This is a genomic window from Streptomyces sp. NPDC094034 (assembly GCF_040303865.1).
Taxonomy (GTDB): domain Bacteria; phylum Actinomycetota; class Actinomycetes; order Streptomycetales; family Streptomycetaceae; genus Streptomyces.
The window spans coordinates 29676-52916 of record NZ_JBEOUD010000002.1 but is presented as its reverse complement, the minus strand read 5'-3'; the positions used below and the strand labels follow the sequence as shown (position 1 = coordinate 52916).

General features: G+C 69.0%; 22 protein-coding genes and 1 tRNA gene. 14 read left to right on the top strand and 9 right to left on the bottom strand.

Annotated elements, in window-relative coordinates; all coding sequences use genetic code 11:
• The 4 genes from cbiQ to ABTZ59_RS02795 all read left to right on the top strand — a co-directional run bounded on the left by cbiQ (position 1) and on the right by ABTZ59_RS02795 (position 3580).
• Entirely contained in the window at positions 1 to 762 is a 762-nt protein-coding gene (cbiQ, locus tag ABTZ59_RS02810; RefSeq protein ID WP_351389198.1) for a cobalt ECF transporter T component CbiQ, read from the top strand.
• Positions 759 to 1541, top strand: a complete 783-nt coding sequence (locus ABTZ59_RS02805; RefSeq protein WP_351389195.1) for an energy-coupling factor ABC transporter ATP-binding protein — start codon at positions 759 to 761, stop codon at positions 1539 to 1541. The genes cbiQ and ABTZ59_RS02805 overlap by 4 nt, the downstream gene beginning before the upstream one ends.
• Before the next feature lie 76 nt (positions 1542 to 1617).
• Positions 1618 to 2823 carry a serine hydrolase domain-containing protein gene (locus ABTZ59_RS02800; protein WP_351389185.1) on the top strand — a complete coding sequence of 402 codons (1206 nt, stop codon included), beginning with the start codon at positions 1618 to 1620 and terminating at the stop codon, positions 2821 to 2823.
• Positions 2810 to 3580 carry an SDR family NAD(P)-dependent oxidoreductase gene (locus ABTZ59_RS02795; protein WP_351389182.1) on the top strand — a complete coding sequence of 257 codons (771 nt, stop codon included), beginning with the start codon at positions 2810 to 2812 and terminating at the stop codon, positions 3578 to 3580. Before ABTZ59_RS02800 ends, ABTZ59_RS02795 begins: the two co-directional genes overlap by 14 nt.
• 192 nt (positions 3581 to 3772) lie before the next feature.
• Here the strand turns inward: ABTZ59_RS02795 and ABTZ59_RS02790 are convergent, their stop codons facing one another.
• The 3 genes from ABTZ59_RS02790 to ABTZ59_RS02780 all read right to left on the bottom strand — a co-directional run bounded on the left by ABTZ59_RS02790 (position 3773) and on the right by ABTZ59_RS02780 (position 8730).
• The gene (locus ABTZ59_RS02790) at positions 3773 to 4897 is read right to left on the bottom strand and encodes a DUF1259 domain-containing protein (protein ID WP_351389179.1); all 1125 of its coding nucleotides are present in this window, start codon (positions 4895 to 4897) and stop codon (positions 3773 to 3775) included.
• A 171-nt stretch (positions 4898 to 5068) separates the two neighbouring features.
• Positions 5069 to 6709 (bottom strand): penicillin-binding transpeptidase domain-containing protein, encoded by a 1641-nt coding sequence (locus ABTZ59_RS02785; RefSeq protein WP_351389175.1) that lies wholly within the window; start codon positions 6707 to 6709, stop codon positions 5069 to 5071.
• 302 nt (positions 6710 to 7011) lie between these two features.
• Complete coding sequence (locus ABTZ59_RS02780) at positions 7012 to 8730, bottom strand: dolichyl-phosphate-mannose--protein mannosyltransferase (protein WP_351389170.1); 1719 nt, start codon at positions 8728 to 8730, stop codon at positions 7012 to 7014.
• A 62-nt stretch (positions 8731 to 8792) separates the two neighbouring features.
• Between ABTZ59_RS02780 and rsmI the strand changes: the two genes are divergently transcribed.
• From rsmI to ABTZ59_RS02750, 6 genes are all read left to right on the top strand, one after another.
• The gene (gene rsmI / locus ABTZ59_RS02775) at positions 8793 to 9698 is read left to right on the top strand and encodes a 16S rRNA (cytidine(1402)-2'-O)-methyltransferase (RefSeq protein ID WP_351390081.1); all 906 of its coding nucleotides are present in this window, start codon (positions 8793 to 8795) and stop codon (positions 9696 to 9698) included.
• Between the two features lie 127 nt (positions 9699 to 9825).
• Positions 9826 to 10323: a hypothetical protein gene (locus ABTZ59_RS02770; protein ID WP_351389167.1), complete on the top strand. Its 498-nt coding sequence runs from the start codon at positions 9826 to 9828 to the stop codon at positions 10321 to 10323.
• 142 nt (positions 10324 to 10465) lie between these two features.
• The gene (locus tag ABTZ59_RS02765; protein WP_351389164.1) at positions 10466 to 11335 is read left to right on the top strand and encodes a TatD family hydrolase; all 870 of its coding nucleotides are present in this window, start codon (positions 10466 to 10468) and stop codon (positions 11333 to 11335) included.
• 265 nt (positions 11336 to 11600) lie between these two features.
• The gene (locus ABTZ59_RS02760) at positions 11601 to 12803 is read left to right on the top strand and encodes a resuscitation-promoting factor (protein ID WP_503001988.1); all 1203 of its coding nucleotides are present in this window, start codon (positions 11601 to 11603) and stop codon (positions 12801 to 12803) included.
• The gene (rsmA, locus tag ABTZ59_RS02755; protein WP_351389157.1) at positions 12800 to 13738 is read left to right on the top strand and encodes a 16S rRNA (adenine(1518)-N(6)/adenine(1519)-N(6))-dimethyltransferase RsmA; all 939 of its coding nucleotides are present in this window, start codon (positions 12800 to 12802) and stop codon (positions 13736 to 13738) included. The genes ABTZ59_RS02760 and rsmA overlap by 4 nt, the downstream gene beginning before the upstream one ends.
• Positions 13735 to 14658, top strand: a complete 924-nt coding sequence (locus ABTZ59_RS02750) for a 4-(cytidine 5'-diphospho)-2-C-methyl-D-erythritol kinase (protein WP_351389154.1) — start codon at positions 13735 to 13737, stop codon at positions 14656 to 14658. The genes rsmA and ABTZ59_RS02750 overlap by 4 nt, the downstream gene beginning before the upstream one ends.
• 323 nt (positions 14659 to 14981) lie before the next feature.
• On the opposite strand, the gene ABTZ59_RS02745 is transcribed toward ABTZ59_RS02750, so the two are convergent.
• Both ABTZ59_RS02745 and ABTZ59_RS02740 read right to left on the bottom strand, forming a co-directional pair.
• The gene (locus tag ABTZ59_RS02745; protein ID WP_351389151.1) at positions 14982 to 15407 is read right to left on the bottom strand and encodes a DUF732 domain-containing protein; all 426 of its coding nucleotides are present in this window, start codon (positions 15405 to 15407) and stop codon (positions 14982 to 14984) included.
• A 594-nt stretch (positions 15408 to 16001) separates the two neighbouring features.
• Positions 16002 to 16361 carry a hypothetical protein gene (locus ABTZ59_RS02740; protein ID WP_351389148.1) on the bottom strand — a complete coding sequence of 120 codons (360 nt, stop codon included), beginning with the start codon at positions 16359 to 16361 and terminating at the stop codon, positions 16002 to 16004.
• 181 nt (positions 16362 to 16542) lie between these two features.
• On the opposite strand from ABTZ59_RS02740, the gene ABTZ59_RS02735 reads away from it, so the two are divergent.
• Entirely contained in the window at positions 16543 to 16815 is a 273-nt protein-coding gene (locus ABTZ59_RS02735; RefSeq protein WP_351389145.1) for a GntR family transcriptional regulator, read from the top strand.
• 694 nt (positions 16816 to 17509) lie between these two features.
• On the opposite strand, the gene ABTZ59_RS02730 is transcribed toward ABTZ59_RS02735, so the two are convergent.
• The 3 genes from ABTZ59_RS02730 to ABTZ59_RS02720 form a co-directional block, all read right to left on the bottom strand.
• Entirely contained in the window at positions 17510 to 17992 is a 483-nt protein-coding gene (locus tag ABTZ59_RS02730; RefSeq protein ID WP_351389142.1) for a hypothetical protein, read from the bottom strand.
• Between the two features lie 98 nt (positions 17993 to 18090).
• Positions 18091 to 18181: transfer RNA gene (locus ABTZ59_RS02725), tRNA-OTHER, on the bottom strand.
• A 252-nt stretch (positions 18182 to 18433) separates the two neighbouring features.
• Positions 18434 to 18751 carry a hypothetical protein gene (locus ABTZ59_RS02720; protein WP_351389140.1) on the bottom strand — a complete coding sequence of 106 codons (318 nt, stop codon included), beginning with the start codon at positions 18749 to 18751 and terminating at the stop codon, positions 18434 to 18436.
• 294 nt (positions 18752 to 19045) lie between these two features.
• On the opposite strand from ABTZ59_RS02720, the gene ABTZ59_RS02715 reads away from it, so the two are divergent.
• The 3 genes from ABTZ59_RS02715 to ABTZ59_RS02705 all read left to right on the top strand — a co-directional run bounded on the left by ABTZ59_RS02715 (position 19046) and on the right by ABTZ59_RS02705 (position 21969).
• Positions 19046 to 19885, top strand: a complete 840-nt coding sequence (locus ABTZ59_RS02715) for a helix-turn-helix domain-containing protein (RefSeq protein WP_351389138.1) — start codon at positions 19046 to 19048, stop codon at positions 19883 to 19885.
• Positions 19885 to 20091, top strand: coding sequence for a DUF397 domain-containing protein (locus tag ABTZ59_RS02710; protein ID WP_503001858.1), 207 nt, complete (start codon positions 19885 to 19887; stop codon positions 20089 to 20091). Before ABTZ59_RS02715 ends, ABTZ59_RS02710 begins: the two co-directional genes overlap by 1 nt.
• Positions 20092 to 21078: 987 nt before the next feature.
• Positions 21079 to 21969 (top strand): LuxR C-terminal-related transcriptional regulator, encoded by an 891-nt coding sequence (locus tag ABTZ59_RS02705; RefSeq protein WP_351389132.1) that lies wholly within the window; start codon positions 21079 to 21081, stop codon positions 21967 to 21969.
• Positions 21970 to 22095: 126 nt separating this feature from the next.
• On the opposite strand, the gene ABTZ59_RS02700 is transcribed toward ABTZ59_RS02705, so the two are convergent.
• Positions 22096 to 22905 carry a sigma-70 family RNA polymerase sigma factor gene (locus tag ABTZ59_RS02700; RefSeq protein WP_351389129.1) on the bottom strand — a complete coding sequence of 270 codons (810 nt, stop codon included), beginning with the start codon at positions 22903 to 22905 and terminating at the stop codon, positions 22096 to 22098.
• Positions 22906 to 23241 lie beyond the last annotated feature (336 nt).

The window sequence follows — 23241 nt, the reverse complement described above, 5'->3', positions numbered from 1 at the left end:
ATGGGCTCGGGTCATGCCCAGGCGCTCTACCGGCACGGACACTCGCCGGTCCACGCGCTGCCCCCGCACTGCAAACTGGCCGCCGTCTTCTGCTTCGTGCTCGTCGTGGTCTCGACGCCGCGCGAGGCGGTCTGGGCGTTCGCGCTGTACGCCGTGCTGCTCGCGGCCGTCACGGGGATCGCGCGTATCCCCGCCGGTGTGCTGCTGCGCCGGCTGCTGATCGAGATCCCGTTCGTGGCCTTCGCGTTCCTCATGCCCTTCGTGGTGCCCGGCGACCACGTCCAGTTCCTGGGGCTGTCGTTGAGCGTGCCCGGGCTCTGGGGCGCCTGGAACGTCCTCGCGAAAGGGACGCTGGGCGTCGCCGCGTCCGTGATCCTCGCCTCCACGACCGAGCTGCGCTCCCTGCTCCTCGGTCTCCAACGGCTGCGGCTGCCGCCGCTGCTGGTGCAGATCGCCTCCTTCATGATCCGTTACGGCGATGTCATCACCGACGAGATGCGGCGGATGTCCATCGCCCGGCGCTCACGCGGCTTCGAGGCCCGGGGCGTCCGGCACTGGGGCGTCCTCGCCAAGTCCGCGGGCGCGCTCTTCATCCGCTCCTACGAGCGCGGTGAGCGGGTGCATCTGGCGATGGTCAGCAGGGGATACGCGGGCACCATGCCGGTCATCGACGAGGTGACCGCGTCCCGGACGCAGTGGACCTACGCGGCAGCCCTCCCCGTGTCGGCGCTCGCCGTCTGTCTGCTTGGCTGGACCCTATGACCGAGCACTCCGTCCCCGGCGTGCCCGCCTCCCTTGAGGTCAGCGGGCTCGCGTACGCCTACCCCGACGGCCATCAGGCCCTCTTCGGTGTCGATCTGACCGTCGGACGCGGTGAACGTGTGGCGCTGCTCGGGCCCAACGGCGCGGGCAAGACCACGCTCGTCCTGCATCTCAACGGCATCCTCACCGCCGGGGCCGGTTCGGTCGCGGTCGCCGGGGTGCCGGTGGCGAAGCGGAATCTGGCCGAGATCCGCCGCCGGGTCGGCATCGTCTTCCAGGACCCGGACGACCAGCTGTTCATGCCGACGGTGCGCGAGGACGTGGCGTTCGGCCCGGCGGCCTCCGGGCTGCGCGGCCCCGAGCTGGCGGCCCGGGTCACCGCGGCGCTCGACCAGGTCGGGATGGCGCAGTACGCGGACCGGCCGCCGCACCATCTCTCCTTCGGGCAGCGCCGCCGGGTCGCGGTGGCGACCGTCCTCGCGATGGAGCCGGAGATCCTCGTACTCGACGAGCCCTCGTCCAATCTCGACCCGGCGTCCCGGCGCGAACTGGCCGACATCCTGCGGGCGCTGGACATCACCGTACTGATGGTGACGCACGATCTGCCGTACGCTCTCGAACTCTGTCCGCGTGCGGTGATCCTGAGCGAGGGCGTCATCGTGGCGGACGGGCCCACCGGGCGGCTCCTCGGCGACGAGCAGCTGATGGGCGCGCACAGGCTGGAGCTGCCGTTCGGTTTCGACCCGCGTTCCGTGTCGCCGGGACACGTTGCACCATAGAGAGGTCGCGCCGCCGGGGCGTGGCGGGACGACGAGCGGTACGAGGCGTGGGTACCGACGGGGCGGGAGAGCGGGCGTGGACGTCCAGGGCACGGTGGAGGCGGGCTTCGAGCCGGTCAGGGACGCGTTCGTACGGAACTTCGAGCGGCTGGGAGAACAGGGCGCGGCCGTCGCCGTGTACCGGGACGGGCGCAAGGTCGTCGATCTGTGGGCGGGCACCCGTGATGTCCACGGGCAGGAGACGGGGGACGGGGGCGCGGACGCGGCCCCCTGGGCCGTCGACACGGCGCAGGTCGTCCGTTCCGCCACGAAGGGCGTCGCCGCCGCCGTACCGCTGCTGCTGCACCAGCGCGGGCAGATCGATCTCGACGCCCCGGTCGGCACGTACTGGCCGGAGTTCAAGGCCGCCGGCAAGGAACGGGTGCTCGTACGCCATCTCCTGTCGCACCGCGCCGGGGTGCCGGTGCTCGACCGGTCGCTCACCCCGGCCGAGGCCATCGACGGGGAGTCGGGCGCGCGGGCCCTGGCCGCCCAGCGGCCGGAGTGGGAGCCGGGCACCGGCCACGGCTATCACGCGCACACCTACAGCTGGCTGATCGCCGAACTGGTCAGGCGGGTCACCGGCCGGAGCGTGGGCCGGTGGATCGCCGAGGAGATCGCCCGGCCGCTCGGGCTGGACTTCTGGGTCGGGCTGCCCGCCGAGGAGGCCCACCGGGTCGGCCGGATCGGCCCGGTCGAGGAGCCGACGGCGGTCGGCGGCGCGCTCAGACTGCGGCCCAAGCGGTCCGTGTCGGAGGCGTACCGCGACGCGGAGTCCCTGACGCGGCGTGCGTTCGGCGTCATCGAACCGCGCCCCGACGAGAACGCCCCTGCCTACCGCGCCGCCGAACTCCCCGCCTCCGGGGGCATCTCGACCGCCCGCGCGCTGGCCCGCTGCTACGCCGCGATGATCGGCCCCGTCGACGGCCACCGGCTGTTCGCGCCCGCGACGCTGACGCTCGCGCGTACGGAGGAGTCGGCGGGTCCCGACCGGGTACTGGTCGTCGCCACCCGCTTCGGTCTGGGCTTCATGCTGCACGGCCCGGCCGCCCCGCTGCTCGGCCCCGGCTCCTTCGGACACCCGGGGCGCGGCGGCTCGCTGGGCTTCGCCGATCCCGAGTCGGGCATCGCGATGGGGTATGTGACCAATGGGATGCGCAAGGGCGTGACGGCCGACCCCCGCGCACAGGCTCTGGTGCGCGCCGTGCGGTCGGCGACATCATCGCCGGATGAAGCGATTTGACGGACACGGAGTTCTGATCACCGGAGCGGGCCGGGGGATCGGCGAGGCCACCGCGCGCAGACTGGCGGAGGAGGGCGCACGCGTCCTGGTGACGGACCTGGACGAGAAGCGGGCGGTGACGGTGGCGGAGTCCATCCCCGGCGCGGTCGCGCTCGGCTGCGATGTGGCCGACCGGGCGTCGGTGGAGGCGGCGGTGGCGTACGCGGCCGAGACCTTCGGCTCGCTGGACGTGCTGGTGAACAACGCCTACTCCTGCACGCGGGACGCGCCGCTGTTCGAGGACGAGCCGGACGAGGTCTGGGCGCTGGACCTCGACATCACCCTGACGGGCGCCTTCCGCTGCGCCCGTGCGGCGCTTCCGCATCTGGCGGCCTCGGGCCGGGGCGCGATCGTCTCGATCGGCTCCGTCAACGGCGCACAGGACTTCGGCAACCACGCCTACAGCGCGGCCAAGGCGGGCCTCGCCGGTCTGACCCGTACGCTGGCGGGCCACGCCGCCCCGCGCGGCGTCCGCGTCAACCTCGTGGAGCCGGGCACGATCCACACCGGTGCCTGGTCGGGCCGCGAGGCGGAACTGGAGCGTGCGGCGGCCCACTACCCGATGGGGCGCGTGGGCACGCCGGCCGATGTCGCGGCGGCGGTCGCGTTTCTGGCCTCTGCCGACGCCTCCTGGATCACGGGGGTGACGCTGCCGGTCGACGGCGGGATCCTGACGAGCAATCTGGGGCTGCGGAGAGCGATCGCGGGCGAGGCGTAGAAGGCGAGGCGCGGGAGGGAACCGGGGCGCGGCGGGACGGGGCGCGGCGGGACGGGGCGCGGCGGGACGGGACGGGGTGGGGCTTTGGGGCGCCGCCGTGCGACCTGCCCCACCCCGTCCCGTTCCGCGTGCGGGCCTGCGGGCCTGCGGGCGTGCGGGCGTGCGGGCCTGCGGGCGTGCGGGCGGGCCCCGCTATCCCCCGTGCTCGCCGCGCCGGACCGAGACGACGTTCGTGGCGTCCACCGCCTTGCGGAGGGTCCTGGCCAGTTCGACGGCGTCGTCCACGGCCCACAGGTGGATGAAGAACAGGCGGGGCTCGTCCCTCAGGCTGTGGTTGTGCAGCTCGACCAGACCGATCCCGCCGCGCCGCAGAATCTTGATGACGTGCTGGACCTCCTCGGCGACCATCACGACATCGCCGTTCAGCGCGGCCTTGCCGGCGCCGAGCGGCTGGAAGATGAACGCCGAGATCGCGCCCAGGCCGCGGGGCAGCGCCATGCCTCTCTCGACGATGACCTCACGGCGCGCGAAGGTCGCCTTGTAGACCCCGCCGTCGTCCGAGCCCTTCATTCCCAGCGCGGCGTCGATGCCCTCGGTGTCCAGGTCGAGGGGCTTCGACGGCCGCGGATTCGGGGGCGGGGTCGCGGTGCGGTCGAGCGCCGCGCGCAGACCGCGGGCGATGGCCACCGGGTCCCGTCCATGCGCGTGGACATGGGTCCACCAGACGTCGGGGGAGTGGGCGAGCAGATGCTTGTGCAGCGCGGTCTGCTCGATGCCGTGCGCCTGGAGGACATCCGTCACCTCATGGAGCTCGCCCTCGGTCACCGTGAGATCGCCCATGGCCAGCACGCTGCCGTCGGTGTAGCGGACGAACGCCACGTGTGAGCCCAGGGCGAGTTGGGGCGAGACCCGGACTCCGTAGGAGACGACATCGAGGTCCCCGCGCGGGAAGTGGGTGTTGTACGCCTCGTCGCCCGCCATGGCGCCCTGCCGGCCCAGCTCCCGCGCGACCTGCCGCCAGTCGGCCGGGGTGGTGGTCACCGGCTGGAGCGGCTCGTGCGGGTGACCGCCGCCCTTCACCGCGGCGTCGGCGGGGGCCGGATCCGGGGACTGGGCGCGGGCGACGGTGGTGCCGATCCCGGCCAGCAGCGGCGCGAGCGCGGCCGTGGTCAGCAGGAGACGCCGGGGTGTCTCGGATCGGTTGGCCGTGTCCTGGTCCCGGTCCTGGTCCCGGTTTTGGTCCCGGTTCTGGTTCCGGTCGCTGTCACTGTCGGTCGTGTCGTGATGGTCCGTGTCCTCGTGTGATTGTCCATTCATCACATTGATACCTCCGTGACGAAAGGAGATCACGAGCTGACGGATAAAAGGGGATCTGTCAGGAGCTGTCCGGCGAGTGTTGCCAAAGGGGCCCGTCCGGACCAAGGGCCGCGCGGAGGCGGGGCACATGCCCTCGGGGGAGAGCTCCGGCGCCCCGCCGTCCCCCCGCTCTCACCCGGCGGCCAGCACCGACGCCACCACCGGTCCCGCCGCGTCGCCGCCATGGCCGCCCGCCTGGACGACCGCCGCGGCGGCGAGGTCGTTCTGATAGCCCGTGAACCAGCTGTTGGAGGTGGCCTGGCCGTCGACCTCCGCGGAACCGGTCTTCGCGCCCTTGTCGCCGCCGAGCCCGGACATCGCGTTCGCCGCCGTACCGCTCGTGGCCGTGACCCGCATCATGCCGCGCAGCTGGCTCGCCACGTTGTACGGCAGCGAGCGCGCGGCGGTGGCCAGTTGCCGGTCGTCCAGCGAACGCGGCACGATGACGGGCTGCTTGAACGAGCCGTTCTTGGCGGTCGCGGTGATGGACGCCATGTTGAGGACGTTCATCTGGACCGTGCCCTGCCCGATGTACTGCGCCGCCGCCTCACCGCCGGTCGCGGCCGGCACGCTGCCGTCGAAGGACGCGACACCCGTCTTCCAGTTGTCGAGGCCGATGCCGAAGACCTCCTCGGTCTCGGCCTTCAGCGCCGCGTCGTCCTTGGTGTCGTCGATCAGCTTGATGAAGGCGGTGTTGCAGGAGCGGGCGAAGCTCTGGGTGAACGTGCCGCCCGCGATGGAGAATCCGTCCAGGTTCGTGAACGTACGGCCCTGGTACATCGCTTCCTTGGGACACTCGGCCGCCCGGTCGGCGGCCACGAGACCCTTCTCCAGCAGCATCGCCGCGGTCACGATCTTCATCGTGGAGCCCGGCGCCTGTCTGCCGAGCATCGCCGCGTTCCAGCCGTCCTCGCGGTTGTTGGCGACGGCCAGGATCTCGCCCGTACTGGGCTTGACGGCGGCGACCGACGCCTCGCTGTACTTCTTCACCGCCCGCTCGGCGGCGGCCTGCACGCTCGCGTCCAGCGTGGTCGTCAGTTCGCCGGGCGCGCCCTTGGAGAGCGTGAGCAGCGTTTGGTCCGGCACGCTCTCGGTGTCGCTCCTCAGCACCAGCTCGACGCCGGGCGTGCCGCCCGCGTCGTCGCCGTACCGCTTGCGCAGCTCGTCCAGAATCGGCCGGAGCGAGGGGTACTTCTCCTTCGTCAGCTCGACGCCGTCACGGTCGACGGCCTTGATCGGGGGAGCGGAGGCCTCGTTGGTGACGAGGCGGGTGTCCTTCGTCAGCTTCGGATGGATCACCGAGGGCGCCCAGTCGACCAGCGGGCGCCCGGTGGTCAGCCCGCGCACCACGGTCAGTTCCGAGGCGTACGACAGGGGCTTGGTCTTCCCGTCGAACGAGACGGTGGCCTTGACGGTGAACGGGACCTTGGCGCCGACCGCCTGCCCCGGCGTGATCACCGCGTCGGTGACATGGGCCTCGTCGCGGTAGCCGCCGATGACGGCCTCGGCGGTGGTGGGGTCGTTGGTCAGCTGGGCGACGGTGGCCGCCTCGTCCCCCTTCGCCCACCCCGTCAGGAAGTCCTTCGCGGCCTTGTCGACCTCGGCGGCGCTCAGCGGTCCGGTCTTGACCTCGGCCGTCGTGGTGGAGTCGCCGGCCGGGGATCCGCTGCCGCCGGTGAGCCCGTCGTACACGTTGTACGCGCCGTACCCGACGCCGCCGGCGAACACGGCGAACACCCCGCCTATGACGGCGATCTTGGCTCCACTGCGCATGAGTGCAGTCCCCCTCCCCAGGAGCCCCCGGAACATCTGAACGTGTTCAAGGGGATGTCGTGTGGACTCTACGGGACCGGTGTGTCACAGGGGGCGAGCACCGACGAGCGTTATCGGACTGACGCGCCCCCTTGCCGTCACCGTTCCCGCATCGTTTCCTGGTCGTTTCCTTGTCTCCTGTCCGACGTCTCCCGTCCGATGTCCCCTGTCCGATATCCCCTGTCAGGCGTCTCCCGTCAGGCGTCTCCCGTCAGGCGTCTCCCGTCAGGCGTCTCCCGCCAGGTGTCTTCTGTCCGGCGTGGTCAGACCCAGGTGTCGAGCCACATCCGGTTGCGCCACGAGTCCAGTGGGATCGCCGTGCCCGTGTACAGCGGCCAGAAGTAGATGAAGTTCCAGATGATCAGCAGGACCAGCACCCCGGCACCGACCGCGCCGATCGTTCTGCGTCTCTCGTCGGAACCCGCCGGTCCCACGATCGCGCCGATCATCATCGTCACCGCGAGACAGAGGAACGGGACGAAGACGACCGCGTAGAAGAGGAAGATCGTCCGCTCCTGGTACAGGAACCACGGCACCCAGCCCGCCGCCACCGCGCAGGCGATCGCGCCCGCGCGCCAGTCGCGGCGGAAGAACCAGCGGTACAGGACGTAGCAGAGCGCGAAGGCCCCCGCCCACCACAGCAGCGGGGTACCGATCGCCAGCACCTCGCGGGCGCATTTGCCGGCCGTGGACGCCGGGCAGCCGTCGGTGCCGGCCGCCGGGTCCTCGTAGAAGTAGGAGACCGGGCGGCCCAGGACGATCCAGCTCCACGGGTTCGACTGGTAGGTGTGGCCCGACGTCAGATTGACGTGGAAGCTGTAGACCTCGTTCTCGTAGTGCCAGAGGCTGCGCAGCCAGTCGGGCAGCCAGGTCCAGCTGCCGCCCTTGCCCGCCGTCTCGGCCCAGTTCCTGAAGTAGCCCTTGTCGGTGACGATCCAGCCGGTCCATGAGGCGATGTACGTGAGGATCGCGACCGGGACCGTCGAGAAGAAGGCCGGCACCAGATCGCGCCGGAACACCCCCCAGAACGGCCCCCCGCCCGCCGTCCGGCGCGCGCCCAGGTCCCACACCACACACATGATCCCGAAGGCGGCCAGGATGTAGAGCCCGTTCCACTTCGTCGCGAACGCCAGGCCCAGCATCAGTCCGGCCGCGATCCGCCAGGGCCGCCAGCCGAGCCGCAGATTCTCCGCGACGTCCCTGTCCGGGCGCAGCACGCCGTCCTCGTCCACCGGGAGCGCCGCCGCCAGTTTCCGCCGTGCCCAGTCGCGGTCGATCAGCAGACAGCCGAAGGCGGCCAGCACGAAGAACATCAGCACGAGGTCGAGCAGGGCCGTACGGCTCATCACGAAGTGCAGGCCGTCCACCGCGAGCAGCGCGCCCGCCAGGCACCCCAGGAATGTGGAACGGAACAGCCGCCGCCCGATCCGGCACAGCATCAGCACCGACAGGGTGCCGAGCACCGCCACCATGAAGCGCCAGCCGAAGGGGTTGAACCCGAAGAAGTGCTCGCCGAGACCGATGACCCACTTGCCCACCGGCGGATGCACCACATAGCCGGGATCGGTCGGCACCGGGACCGACGACGGATCCCGCAGAATCGACTTGTCGATGTCCTTGGGCCAGCTGCCCTCGTACCCCTGGTTGATGAGCGCCCACGCGTCCTTCGCGTAATACGTCTCATCGAATATCACCGCCTTGGGGCTGCCCAGGTTCCAGAACCTCAGCACCCCGGCGACCAGCGCCACGAGCAGCGGCCCGCCCCACGCGGACCAGCGGATCATCCGGTCCGCGAGCCGTGGAGGCACGCCGAGCACGGCCCACAGCCGCTCCGAGGGCCGGGTGTACGGCGGCACCAGCCGCTCGCGCAGCCCGGTCACCGGCCGGGGCACATGGCCGAATCGGCGCAGCCGCTGAGGCCATGAGGGCGGCTTGTCGCCGGCGTCGTGCCCGTGCAGGGCTTCTGGCGCAGTACTGGTCACCGCGCCATCGTAGGGAACGCCGCTGTGAGTGGGGCGCCTCGCGCCCTGCGAGGATGGCGGATGTGATTGGAACGCTGGTACTCGCAGGGACGCCCATCGGTGATGTCACGGACGCGCCGCCCCGGCTCTCCACCGAACTGGAGACCGCCGATGTGATCGCCGCGGAGGACACGCGGCGGCTGCGCAGGCTCACCCAGGCGCTCGGTGTGCAGACCCGCGGCCGGGTCGTGTCGTACTTCGAGGGCAATGAGTCCGCGCGGACGCCGGAGCTGGTCGAGGCGCTGACGGGCGGGGCGCGGGTGCTGCTGGTCACGGACGCGGGCATGCCGTCCGTCTCCGACCCCGGCTACCGGCTGGTCGCGGCGGCGGTCGAGCGGGACATCAAGGTCACGGCCGTGCCGGGCCCGTCGGCCGTGCTGACCGCGCTGGCGCTCTCCGGGCTGCCGGTGGACCGTTTCTGCTTCGAGGGTTTCCTGCCGCGCAAGGCGGGCGAGCGGCTCGGCCGGCTGCGGGAGGCCGCGGACGAGCGGCGCACGCTCGTCTACTTCGAGGCGCCGCACCGCCTGGACGACACCCTCGCCGCGATGGCCGAGGTCTTCGGCGCCGACCGCAGGGCGGCCGTCTGCCGCGAACTGACCAAGACATACGAAGAGGTGCGGCGCGGCGGTCTCGGCGAGCTGGCGGCCTGGGCGGCCGAGGGCGTACGGGGAGAGATCACCGTGGTCGTGGATGGCGCCCCGGAGCGGACGGCCGGAGAGCTCGACCCCGAGGAACTGGTGCGGCGGGTACGGGTGCGAGAGGAGGCGGGGGAGCGGCGCAAGGAGGCCATCGCGGCCGTCGCCGCCGAGGCGGGCCTGCCCAAGCGCGAGGTGTTCGACGCGGTCGTGGCCGCGAAGAACGCCGCGCGTACGGCAGCCGGAACGGCCGCTGAGCGCACGTCCCCCGCGGACGGCAAAGGAATTTCGTGAAATGTAAAGCACAGACCGCGTGCCGCGCCCTTTGGGCATGAGAAGGCCAAGACCAATCCATTAATCGACAGGGCTGATGCGCTCCCGCTGTCAAAGGCGTCCACTTGGTCAGTGGAGAGGAGCTGGCATGAGTGAGATCACGGGTACCGCCGTTGCCCACGAGGCATATGCCTTTTGTTGTATGCGTTGTGGGCACGGCTGGGAGCAGGCGTACGACATAGAGCACCACGTCGACGGCTCGGGCCACAATTACGTCGTCTACAAGTCCGAGGGCGTGCGGGTACCTTCCCCGCTGTCCAGCCCGAACTGCGTCAACTGCGGGGGGCATGTCGTCCGCATCATGCGTTCCGGCCAGGTCTCTTCGGTACGGGCGCTCATGGCGGAGCGGCACCACCCGGCGAAGACCAAGCGCGCCGCGGCGGCCGAGGAGATACCGGCGCAGGCGGGCGGGGAGATACCCGCCGGAGCCGCCCCGTCGGGGGAGGACGGGGCGTCCGAGGCGACAGGGACGGCTACAGAGACGGCGACGGGGGCGGGGGCTGGGGCGGGCAAGGCGGCCAGGCAGCACCACTGGCACCTCTCCGACCTCCTGCACCCCTTCCAGCACCATCAGCACCGAGGGTGACCGCCCGCGCAACACCGTGGGTGAGCCACCCCGCGCAGCACCGAGGGTGAGCCACCCCGGCCCCGCACCGAGGGTGAGCTGCCCGCGTCGGCCGTACCACCGCGGGTGATCTCCCGGGCGCGGCCCTCGTAGGATCGCGCCCATGAGTTCGAAACAAGCCCCGCCCCCGCTGCCCGAACCCCTTCGGGTGCCGGTCGCGGACGCGCACACCCACCTGGACATGCAGGACGGCACGGTCGAGGACGGTCTCGCCAAGGCTGCTTCGGTCGGTGTGACGACGGTGGTCCAGGTGGGGTGCGACATCAAGGGCTCGCGCTGGGCCGCGCAGACGGCGGCGGCGTACGAGAACGTCCACGCGGCGGTCGCGCTGCACCCCAACGAAGCGCCCCGCATCGTGCACGGCGACCCCGACGGCTGGTCGCGGCAGGGGGCCCGTGAGGGCGGCGGCGACACCGCTCTCGACGACGCGCTGGCCGAGATCGACCGGCTGGCCGCGCTGGAGCCGGTACGGGCCGTCGGCGAGACGGGGCTCGATCACTTCCGTACCGGACCCGAGGGCATGGCCGCCCAGGAGCGTTCCTTCCGCGCCCATATCGAGATCGCCAAACGCCATGGCAAGGCGCTCGTGATCCACGATCGCGAGGCGCACGCCGATGTGCTGCGTATTCTCGCGGAAGAAGGCGCTCCGGAACGCACGGTGTTCCATTGCTATTCCGGTGATGCGGAAATGGCCGAGATATGTGCCGCCGCCGGCTATTACATGTCTTTTGCGGGCAATGTCACATTCAAAAACGCTCAGCCGTTGCGTGACGCGCTCACAGTAGCGCCATTGGAGCTGGTTCTCGTCGAGACGGACGCGCCCTTTCTGACGCCGGCGCCGTACCGCGGTCGGCCCAATGCGCCTTATCTCATTCCGGTCACGCTCCGCGCGATGGCCGAGGTGCGGGGGATCGGTGAGGACGCCATGGCCGAGGCGGTCTCCCGCAATACGGCGCGTGCGTTCGGTTACTGACGCATAACGGACCGGGGGTCCTGGCGGGAGGGCACAGGGTAGCGTCGGCACGCGGCGTAGTCGAGTCGCTTTGGAGAGTGACGAAGCCTCCATTAGTCTCCGGGGGCACCGCGGCCGTGTGCGTCAGGGCCGCGGCGGACCGGACCGGATCTCGTGAGGCGTCGTGAGCAATGCGCAGGGCAGTCACCGTGCGGCACGGGGCGGGCTGGGCCGCCGTAAACCCGCCCGGCGAGCCACCCCGTCCGGGGCAGTGCCGTCCAAGGCAGTGCCGTCCGGGGCCGCCCCGCCCGAGGCCGTGCCGTTCGGGGCCGCCCCGCCCGCGATCGCTCAGGCCAGGCCCGCCGCCTCCGCAGCCTCCACCGCCTCCCCCTCCCCCGAGGCGCTGCGCCGGCTCGTCCCGCAGGCGCTCGTCGTCGCCTTCCTCGCCGGCGGCACCTCCGCGTTCGTCGTCAACGACAAGGCCGTGGAACTCACCGTCGACGGCAGCGAGCCGCGCACCCTGCACACCTTCGCCGGAGAGGTGGAGGACCTGCTCGCGCACGAGGGCGTGACGGTCGGCGCGCACGACATCGTCGCCCCTGCGCCCGGCGCGGAGCTCGCCGACGGCGACGAGGTCGTCGTCCGCTACGGGCGGCCCGTCCTGCTCACCCTCGACGGACACCGGCGCCAGGTGTGGACGACGGCCCGCACCGTCGAAGGAGCGCTGCGCCAGCTCGGGGTGCGCGCGGAGGGCGCGTTCCTCTCCGTCTCCCGCTCGGCCGCGATCTCCCGTACCGGACTGGCCCTGGACGTACGGACCGAGCGGACCGTGACCTTCATGGCGGACGGCCGCGAACACACGATCCGTACCAACGCGGCGACCGTCGCCGAGGCCCTGGCGCAGGCCGGTCTCGCACTGCGCGGGCAGGACACCACGTCCGTACCGCTGGACACCTTCCCGCGTGACGGGTCGACGATCACCGTGATGCGGATCACCGCCGGTGAACAGGTACGCGACGAGCCCATCCCGTACGACACCGTGCGGACCGCGGACCCCGGCCTCTTCCGCGGGACGGAGGTGGTCGACCAGCAGGGCCGGCCGGGCGTGCGCCGGGTCACCTACGCCCTGCGCACGGTCAACGGCGTCAAGAAGAAGCCGCGGAAGATCCACGAAGAGGTGGTGCGCCGGGCGGTCATCCAGCGGGTGAGGGTGGGCACGAAGACGGCGCCCGCCTCCGTGGCCGGTGCGGACGGGCTCAACTGGGCCGGGCTCGCCGCCTGCGAGTCGGGCGGCCGGCCGGGGGCCGTCGACGCGTCGGGGAACTACGGCGGGCTGTACCAGTTCGACACCGGCACCTGGCACGCGCTCGGCGGCCGCGGACGGCCGCAGGACGCGCCGGCCGAGGAGCAGACGTACCGCGCGAAGAAGCTCTACGTGCAGCGGGGGGCGAGTCCCTGGCCCCACTGCGGCCGTAGGCTGACCGGGTGAGCACCACTGAGCCCGACGCCCCCGAGCCCCACGCCGCCGCGCCCGGCGCCCCCGATGGCCTGCTGGGCCCCGCGGACATTCGCGAACTGGCCGCGGCGCTGGGCGTACGCCCGACCAAACAGCGCGGACAGAACTTCGTCATCGACGCCAACACCGTCCGCAGGATCGTCCGCACCGCCGAGGTGCGCCCGGACGATGTCGTCGTGGAGATCGGCCCCGGACTCGGCTCGCTGACGCTGGCGCTGCTGGAGGCGGCGGACCGGGTGACGGCCGTGGAGATCGACGACGTCCTGGCGGGCGCGCTGCCCGCGACGATCGAGGCGAGGATGCCGGGGCGCGCCGGACGCTTCTCGCTCGTACACTCCGACGCGATGCGCGTCGAGGAACTGCCGGGCCCGGCGCCGACCGCGCTGGTCGCCAACCTCCCGTACAACGTGGCCGTCCCCGTGCTGCTGCACATGCTGGAACGCTTCCCGACCATCGAGCGGACGCTGGTGATGGTCCAGGCGGAGGTCGCCGACCGGCTGGCCGCCGCGCCCGGCAGCAAGGTGTACGGGGTGCCGTCCGTGAAGGCCAACTGGTACGCGGACGTCAAGCGGGCCGGCGCCATCGGCCGTACGGTCTTCTGGCCCGCGCCCAATGTGGACTCCGGACTTGTCTCGCTGGTACGCAGGAGCGAGCCGGTGAAGACGACGGCCTCCAGGGCCGAGGTCTTCGCGGTCGTCGACGCGGCCTTCGCGCAGCGCCGCAAGACGCTGCGCGCGGCGCTGGCCGGCTGGGCGGGCTCCGCCCCGGCGGCGGAGGCGGCGCTCGTCGCGGCGGGCGTCTCGCCGCAGGCACGCGGCGAGGCACTGACAGTCGAGGAATTCGCGCGGATCGCGGAGGCGCGGACCGTCGAGTCACGGATCGCGGAGTCGAAGGGGGCGGGCGCGTGAGCGCGACCGAGTGGGTACGGGTACGGGTGCCCGCGAAGGTGAACGTACAGCTGGCGGTGGGCGCGGCCCGTCCCGACGGCTTTCACGACCTGGCGAATGTCTTCCTCGCCGTGGGTCTGTACGACGAGATCACCGTCACCCCGGCCGACGAACTGCGCATCACCTGCACGGGGCCCGACGCGGCACAGGTCCCCCTCGACCGCACCAACCTGGCGGCCCGCGCGGCGCTGGCGCTGGCGGAACGCCACGGCATCGACCCGCGCGTCCATATCCATATCGCCAAGGACATCCCCGTCGCGGGCGGCATGGCCGGCGGCAGTGCGGACGGCGCGGGCGCGCTGCTGGCCTGCGACACCCTCTGGTCGCTGGGCTCCGCGCGGGACGAACTCCTCGCCATCTGCGCCGAGTTGGGCAGCGACGTCCCCTTCAGCCTGATCGGCGGCGCGGCCCTGGGCACCGGCCGTGGCGAACAGCTCACCCCGCTCGATGTGGGCGGCGACTTCCACTGGGTGTTCGCCGTCGCCGACGGCGGCCTGTCCACGCCGACAGTGTTCCGCGAGTTCGACCGCCGGACGGAGGGCACGCCGGTCCCCGCTCCGTCCGCCGACCCCGCCCTCCTGGAAGCGCTCCGCACGGGCGACGCCACCGCCCTGGCCGGCGCCCTGTCCAACGACCTCCAACCCGCGGCCCTCACTCTCCGCCCCTCTCTCGCCGACACCCTCGCGGCGGGCACGGCGGCGGGCGCCCTGGCAGCCCTGGTCTCGGGCTCGGGCCCGACGACGGCCTTCCTGACGAAGGACCCGGACGCGGCGAAGGAGGTCGCGGAGGCCCTGCACGCCTCAGGCACCTGCCGCACGGCACGGGTGGCGTCGTCTCCGGCGCGGGGGGCGACGGTGGTGGAGGTTCGGGGGGAGGGGTAGTGGGGGTTGATGTCGGGGGTCGACGTCGGGTGAGGGCCGAGGGGTAGTCGGGGTGGGCCGGGGCGTTTGATGGCGGGTGGGGGCCGCCCCTAGGTTTCAGTGTCGCGGTTGCGGGTTGGGCGTCAAGGGCGCTCCTTCGTCGCGTCGGCTGCGCCGATTGCGCTGCGCTTCACCCTTGACTCCCAACCCTCCACCGCAAGTGCTGCTTTGAGGGGGGCGGCCCGGGGGTAGACCGTACACCCTGGGAGTTGGGAAATCACCAGGTCAGGGCATGAAAAAGCCCCGCTCGGCGCGTGGCCGAACGGGGCTGGTCTGCTGTCTGGTCAGTCGCAGAACGACGACTTCACAGCGGACACGATCTCGGCCGCCTGGTCGTCCGTGAGGCTCGGCACGTCGCCACCCTCGAACCGGGCTTTGGCGTTGCTCTGGACAGTCCCCGCATCCTTGCCACCCGTGATGTCTAGGCAGACGTTCCGAGCCCGGTCAACGGCCCTGTCTTCATCTGCCACTAGACCGGGCTCCACGGCATACAGAGCAAGGATCAGGGTCCCGGTCTGTACCTCGTTGGGCGACGGAATACCGGACGGCTTGGACGGCTCCGCACTCGGTTTCTCGTCGGGCTTGTCGGGCGCCGAAGCGGACGGTTTGGGTTCGGCCGTTGCCTTGTCCGGCTCGTCCTCGAACAGCGACAGCACCCCGCCGAACGCGAGCACTGCAACTCCCGTGATGATCCACGTTTTCCGCTTCACGCGGTTTCCCTCCCCTGGTGGCGCAACAAGATCGTCAATGCCTATCACGCGAGTCCCACATCACGTACACAACTCGGGCACACAGAAGCCCCGCCCGACACTTGGCCGAACGGGGCTGGTCGCTTTCCGCTAGGGGCTACGCGCCCCGCTATGACTTAGTGCGGGTGTCCATCGGGTTGTTCGTGCGGGTCCAAGTCTCCGCCGGGTTCACCCTGGCCGAAGTACGGCTGTTGGGCGGGCAGGAACATTGACGGGTCGCACTCTTCACAGCCACTACAGGAACCGCCTTTCGGCATGGCGCATGCCATTGCTCTACTCCTTGGGGATTGAGAGGGAGGGGCCCCGCCCAGTAGGTGGTCGGGCGGGGCTGTACGCGCGCCTACGGGTTGCGCACGACGTCATCGGGGGTTGGGCCCGCACCGAGCGCCACGGCGTGACTCGGGCACGCGTAGAGGGTGAATCCCGGGCCGCTCTGTCGCTCGATGTACCGGACCTGAACAGGCGCGTACGTCCACCGTCGGCAACGGCAGCAACGGGCGCCGGACAGAGTGGGGCTCGGTTCGGCGGTGAGCGCGGCTATCAGCTCGTCGCGGGTCATGCCGTTACCCCCGCAGCAGCCGACGCGTACTGAGTGAAGTGGTCGCCCTCGTACGCATACGGGTAGTCCACGCCGAGCGTGGCGAGTTCGGCAGCCCGGCGCCGCTCATGGATCACGCCGAGTTCCATCGTGAATTCGGTGAGCGCGTACGGACGGACGAGTCGGATCTCTTCCCCGTCAAGCGGCGCGTACAGGTCGTCAACGCGCTTGGGGGTCGGGGTCGGCCACGGTGTGCCCCACGGGTTTACGTGAGCGGGCTCGGGAGTCGTCGGGGTGGCCGTTGCGCCGTGGCGCCCTTGAGCGGGCAGCATCAGCCGCAGCATCCACGTAAGGGCTCGGGCGATAAGATCGCGCATAAGTCGTTTCAGCTCCTCCGGGCTGTCTCGATCAGCCCCGGCAGACCGGTCCGAAGCGGTCTACCGGGGCGTTCTTGTTTTCAGGTAGGACGGTAATGCCAACTCGCCTAACTCGTCTACCCGTCTAACTCGCCTGCCCGTCTAAGTCGCCCATCTTTGGCCGCTTGTCTACGCTCTCCCTATGCCTGAGAGCCCGCCCGACCCGCACCGCCCGCGAGCCCCGTATATGCGGGTCCTGGACGCGCTGACCGTGGATATCGAGGCGGGCAGAATCCAGCCCGGTGAGCGCATCCCGTCAGAGTCCGAACTGTGCGAGCGGCACGGTGTAGCTCGGGAGACTGCCCGGCGGGCGGTGCGGGTGCTCCGCGAACGTGGTCTTGTCGAGACCGAGTGGGGCCGTGGCACGTTCGTCCGGGACCCGAGCGCGGACCAGGGCCGCGAGAGCGGCATCTAGGATCGCCCCTGGACGGGTCCCGCTAGCCGGCCCCGGTGCACATCGCCGTTGGGCGACTGAGCGGAGAGCGGGACCCGTTGAGGACAGGAAAGCCCCGCCCGTCTGCCACGCGGCACAGACGGACGGGGCCTCTGGGGTCCCTTGGTCAGTGCTTTACGGGGCCGTACCGACCCTCTGCCGGGGTCGGAAGAAGTCCCCGGGCCCTTTCCATCAGCTCTGGGTCTGCGAGTGTCATACGGCCAGCCACGACCACACTGTGCCCGTACAGTGGCTTTTCGAGTTCAACGCGCTGCACCATGCCCAGCGACCATGCTGTATCCGGTAGGTCAAGAGTTTCTGGCTTTGGCGTGAGTCGAGCCGAGAACCCCAGACAAGCGAGCCACGCGCCCCGGGCGTGCGCGTGCGCATTGCCGTAAAGCCTGGACGGGTCATGCCTACCCGCTACAGCAAACAAATCACCAGGTTCAAACGGGTTTTCCGGTACCGAGATAACCCCGAGAACTGCCGTATCTCCGAAATGCCCCGTGGTCGTGAACGCCATGACGCAGTAGCTATCGGGCCAGTCGTGCAACAACTGAAATACGGTTACGCGTCCCTGCCCGGCTTCATCTTTTGCCATAGATTCTCTCCTTGTTGCCAGCGTCGACCCCCACCACGGTACCGGTGGGGGGCGACGCCTCAGCGACGCGAAGATCTAGTGCGAGTGCCCACAGTCAGGCGGGTTGCCGCCGCCGCCGTCGTCACCGCAGGTGTCCCCGCAGTCAACTCGGTTGGCGTCCCAGAGTTCAGGGTCGGGGTTGTAGCCCGCCCGCTCGATTGCCTGGACAGTGAGGGGGAGTACGGTCTCCGCTGGCGGATACACCTCACCGCCGTAGCCGTCGCACGGGCGGTGGTGCACCTTGGGCCAGCCGTGGGACACGAAAAACTCGTCGTACTGCTTCGTGTACTCCATGAACGCGTGCCAGCCCAGATCCACCATCGGGCTCATGTACAGGGTGGGTGCGTCCTTAGGCTTCTGTGCGGCTGTGGCCAGGTACGCAAGCGCCTGTTCCGTGATGCGGTCGGCCAACTCCGGCGCGATGACGTTATTCGTCATCACGCGCTTACTGAGCCGCGCGAAGAACTGGTCACTGACCAGCCCCCGAGCGGTTTCCCGCTCCACTGCTACTGCTGTCATGTCAACACTCCTCTTCTTCGAGTGGTGCTCTGACTTGCGAACCCACCCCGACCACTTACCGATACCTCCCCAGGAATGGCATGTGGTCGGGGCGGGAGTCCCCTTGCCCGGATTCGAACCGGAGTTATCCAGAGGGGAGGCGGGTTGCGGAACGCGGCCTCTGGGGCTCTACCACTGAGCTACAAGGGGTTGTGTCTGATCCCGCCCCGTTCGTCACACGGGATCAGACCCCGCCATTAGGGAGTCCTGGCCAATGGCGGTGGTGGTGCTCCGTTCCTGCCGGGATACCGGGCAGAAGACCGGGGAGGATATCCAATCCGGCTACGTCCGGCAGGAACGGAGGTTCATAGGTGGCCATTGATCCCTGGGTACGGGCGCCCCCGCGCATCCGGTGCACGGTCACTACGTCGCCCGGAAGGGTGCCTGATACCCCAGCGGCACTCACTCGGGGTGCCCGCCAAGAACACGGCGTGCTCGCCGGTACTGGTTCAGTTCGTCAAGTGCTGCGTTGACTGTATTCGTCATTTGGCTGGCCTCGTCAAGCGAGATCCATCCGAGTGAGATTCGATAGTCCGGTTGCTCACAGTTTCCGCATGGCGTCTCAATGCCGATGGAGTCGAAATCGACCCCCACCCGCCGTAGCGCGTTAACGAACTTCGATCCCACTTCCTCAGCGTTCTCGCGGTCGCTGTTGGCCCAGTACTCCGGGCCCACATGTTCGTAATCCACGTGCCAATCTCCTTTCAGCAGGGTCACCACTTCTCGCCGATCCTCGGAACGGATGCGATCAGAAGCCCGGTTTCGACACGCCGCAGCACAAGGCGTGTTGGCAGCGTGTACCCGCCACGAGGAACCCATGCCGGGGCCAAGCCCCAGACTCCGCCGGCTGCTATCAGCGCGTGCAGCTGGTCCGCGTCACTGGGCTTGGGGGGCGTCCGCTTCCGGGGCACGTCCGCTCCTCTCCGTAGCGGGATCACTACCAAGGCGACCAAGCGTGGCCTAGAGTCAGATTCCCTTCAACTAGCCAGAACCGAAGGAGGGGTTGAAGGCAGCATGGTCAACCGCAGGGAACTGAACCCGGAGAGCAGCCCACGAGCGGCCTTTGGCGCCCGTGTGCGCAGGTTGCGGGAGGATCGCGGCTGGAGCCAGGAAGACCTAGCCGGGAAGGTGGAATATTCCAGTCAGCATATTTCGGCTATTGAAACTGCCCGGAAACCGCCAACCCTCGCGTTCTCGCGCAAGCTTGACCTTGTGTTCGACACAGGGGATACGGCCGATTCGTTCGAGCGCGAGTGGCGCGACATGCGGCATGGCTCGTTGCTGGAAGGGTTCCCGGAGTACGTCGGGTACGAGGGGCGGGCAGCGGAAATCCGGCTCTACGAAGTGGGCGTCATCCCTGGTCTCCTCCAGACACCGGAGTATGCATCCGTGCTCGCCGGGAGCGCCGTCAAGCGGGGGGCGGTCACGGCCGATCAGGCCAGCGAGCGTGTGGCGCTGGTTGCGGAGCGACAAGCGGCGCTCGTCCGGACGCCCCCACCGTGGATCTTTGTGGTGCTGGACGAAAGCTGTATCCGCCGTCCCATCGGGGGACCGGACATCATGGAAGCCCAGTTGGCGCGGCTGGTTGAGTTCGCGGCGCTACCGAACAGCGTGCTTCAGGTGGCCCCGTTCGACATGGGAGACCGCAGACCGTTCAACTTGCCCATAACGGTACTGACGTTGTCGGACCGCTCGCTCTTGTCGTACGCGGAGTCCGCTCAACGGGGGCACCTCGAACGGGACAACACATTCGTTCTGCCCATGCTGAGCGCCTACCATCAGCTACAGGCGGAATCGCACTCACCGGCGGAATCTATCGCCGTGATCAGCCAGTTACGAAAGGGCATCCCGTGATGACCGAACCCCTCCGATGGTCCAAGTCCTCATACAGCGACAACGGCGGCCAGTGCATCGAAGTGGCCGCCAACCTCGCCAGCTCGCACGGCGTGGTCCCCATCCGCGACTCCAAGAACCCGAGCGGTCCCACCCTGAACGTTCAGGCTGGTGCGTTCGCCTCGTTCGTGGCGGGCATCAAGGCAGGCACGCTCGACACCATCTGATGTGGTACCGCGCGCGCGTCAGACCAAGGCCCCGCCCCTCTTGCGCAAGAGGGCGGGGCTCTGTCGTGATCAGGCGCCGTGATCAGGCAGTGTGCCCGCGGGGTGGCGTCTGGCCCGGTGCCCTGTCGTCCAGCCACACGCCCCATCCCATGTCCGGCTTATGCCGCTGCCCGGTCTGCTTCGTCCCAATGCGTCCACGGTTCCGCGGCGGGGACCATACGGCCGGTCTCGGCGGACCGCGTCCATTCGTAGTGTCCTACCAGCCGGCCGGTACAGAGCGTGTGGACGACCATCCGGAATCGCGAAATGTGGCCGGACATGAGCCGAGCCGCCATTGCTGAGTACGTGTGCAGTGCGCGAACGAGTTGCGCGTCTGTGGCGACGAAATCCCGCGTGTCTGGATACGTCGGCCCAGCTGCCCGCCACCCCCAACGGTCCGAGCCAGTACGCACGTAAATCTCAATTCTCAGAGAAACATTTGCTTGCATGTCCTACCCCCCTTGCTTTGGACTCAGGGGCGGGCAGCAACTCTCTTAGTGCCGCCCGCGCCCCTCACTGCTGTTCTTCTTCTATCCCCATTCGATGTCACCGGGGACAGGTGCCGATGTTGCGGCAGTCGGTGGGGTTTGGATGGAGTCGGCGTGCGCTGTGGCGGTGCCCCCGAGTGCCACCAGGAGCGCACCCGCTACAGCGACTGCAAAGCGTGTGAGTGATCGCAAGGTGATTCCCCTTCTCCGGTTTTGATGACTTTCTGTGACCAGCTGTTGCGGGCATATTCGCTTGGCAATGCCCGCATGACTCTCTGTAGACTGCATGACCCCTGTCAGCCACGGAAGCCCCCATGGACCGCATGATCATGCAACCGGAAATTTTGCACATGACAATACGACCATGGAGGCAGATTGAGGAGGTAGCGCCATCAATCGGGCACCGGTAGTCAGCGACGCGGCGCGGGCACTCATGGAGCGTCTTGCCCGTGGCGAGCGGGTGACCGAGGCCGAGCCGGGTATGGACGAGCTGGTCACGCTTGGGCTCGCCCACATGGACCCCATCGAGCGGAGTTACATCCTCGGGACCATGCATGCGGCAGCCTCGCGATTCGTCGAAGCAGCACACGCCGAAGCAATCGCCGCAATGCATCGAGCGAATCAACTGCTCCGCCTTGTAGGTGAGTTCGGCGGGCATCCTGCCGCAACTGGTGGAGGCGTCGAGAGAATTACGGACCACGTAGGCATGACTGCCGAGACAACGCGCGCGGTGCACGCAGCGGAGACGATCATCCGTGTTGCCCATCCGATCCCGCGATCTCCGGCAATTCTGGAGCGGTCCATAGAACTGGACGTCGAATCGCTTCGCAGGGGGATAGTGCGGCAGACAATCTACCTGGAGAGCGCGAGGAATAGGCAGGAGGAGCGCGCATACGCTGTCGCTTTCTCCGCAGCGGGGGGCCAGCTACGCACGCTGATACCCCCGTTTGAGCGGATGATCATTGTTGATGATCGCGTGGCTTTCATCTCGGATCACGAGGGGGAATCTGAGAAAAAACCGGGGGTCAAAGTCACACATCCTTCGTTGGTGAAGTTCCTTGTGAACGTCTTCCAGCAGCAGTGGGACCGCGCCGTCCCGTGGATGGGTGAAACCCCCACCGCTCCAGCGGGGGTCACCACTCCACGGACTAGACGCATGCTCCAGCGGATGTATGAAGGTGCAGCGTTGAAGAGCATCGCGACCGAGCTAGGCGTGAGCCTGTCCACGATCCATGCCGATCTGAAGAGGATTCAAACGGCACTCGGAGTGTCTAGCCAGATGGCGTTGGGCGCCTGGTGGGCATCGGGCGCGTCGGCTGGGGAGCGAGCCCAGCAAGAACACGAGCAGTGAGCGGGTCGCCGGCTCGGCGCGTCACGGTGGCGACTGTCCGCCCCGAGCTGTCCCGAACGTGGATGTCCACCAGGGCGCCGCATCGGGTGATCTCAATGGACCCGCCCTCGCGGGTCGGGATGACGCTCACGCGGCAGCACCCGCCCGGTACAGCTCGGAGAAACGATTCTTCCCCTTCACCCGGGCTTGCTTGACCTGATACGGGGTCACGCCCATGTCGTCGGCAAGCGTCGTATCCGGTCCCTCCCCGTAGTGCCCGACCGGAGCTATGCCGTGGTCAGCTTTGAGTACGTGGCGCTGGCGGTCGCTCAACTTCCCCAAGACGCGGTGCACTTGCTCGCGAACGGTCTTGCGCCTGGTGGTCTCGTAGTCGCGCGGGTCGAGCAGATCGACCGGTACGCCGCTCTCCGCCGAGATCACGTCCCCGAGGGTGATTTCCTCGCCGTACAGATCGTGGTTCAACGGGCGGTCGAGCGAGTCCGTGCCGAGCCATGACAGCAGCGCCGCATAGGCGCGGTCACGGGTCATCTTCCGCGGACCCATTACGTCCGTGGTCGCAATGCGGGCGGCGTCGTAGGGGTCGCCGGCTGCCAGGGTCAGGGCGCCTTCAAAATCCTTGGCGCACGAGGCGGAGACTCCGGAGCGCTTGAGCTGGTGGCGGTGCTCGGTCATGGCGGAGTGCAACGCCTTATCGACGTAGGCCATGAACTGACGCGGAGACTCGCCGTCGAAAAGTGCGATGGATTCCCACAGCCGGATACGTCCCGCTTGCGCGAGGTCTTCGGCCAAGTCGTGGTCAACACTCCCGCCCGCTCGGACGGCATAGCTATTCGCTCGCTGCGTTATGAGTTCGTCCGTCGCGGCGATCACGGCAGATATCGCGGAAAGGTCGTTGGCCTTGGCGGCCGAGATCATTTCGCCAGTGAAGTGCGTCATTGGGCATCGCTCCGTACTCGGGTGGCATTGCCCTCTGTGGAGAGCGGTGGTTTCCCGGAACGGGGCGCGAGGGGGTCACATAAGGACTCGCTGCCCTAATCAATGCGTCATAAAAAAGGCATGAAAATGCCCCGCCCTGGGTTAGCAGGACGGGGCTTGCGCATTGCCGTTATCGCTGCATGGCAATGAACTTAGGTATGGACTTTTAAAGCCGCTATGGACACAGAATGCCCATAGGTGGATCTATTGACACTTACCTGCGGTAAGGGGGTTTGAGTCGTAACGGTCGGATACGTGGAGTAGTGATATTGGCCCTGGGTGTACACCTGCTGATGC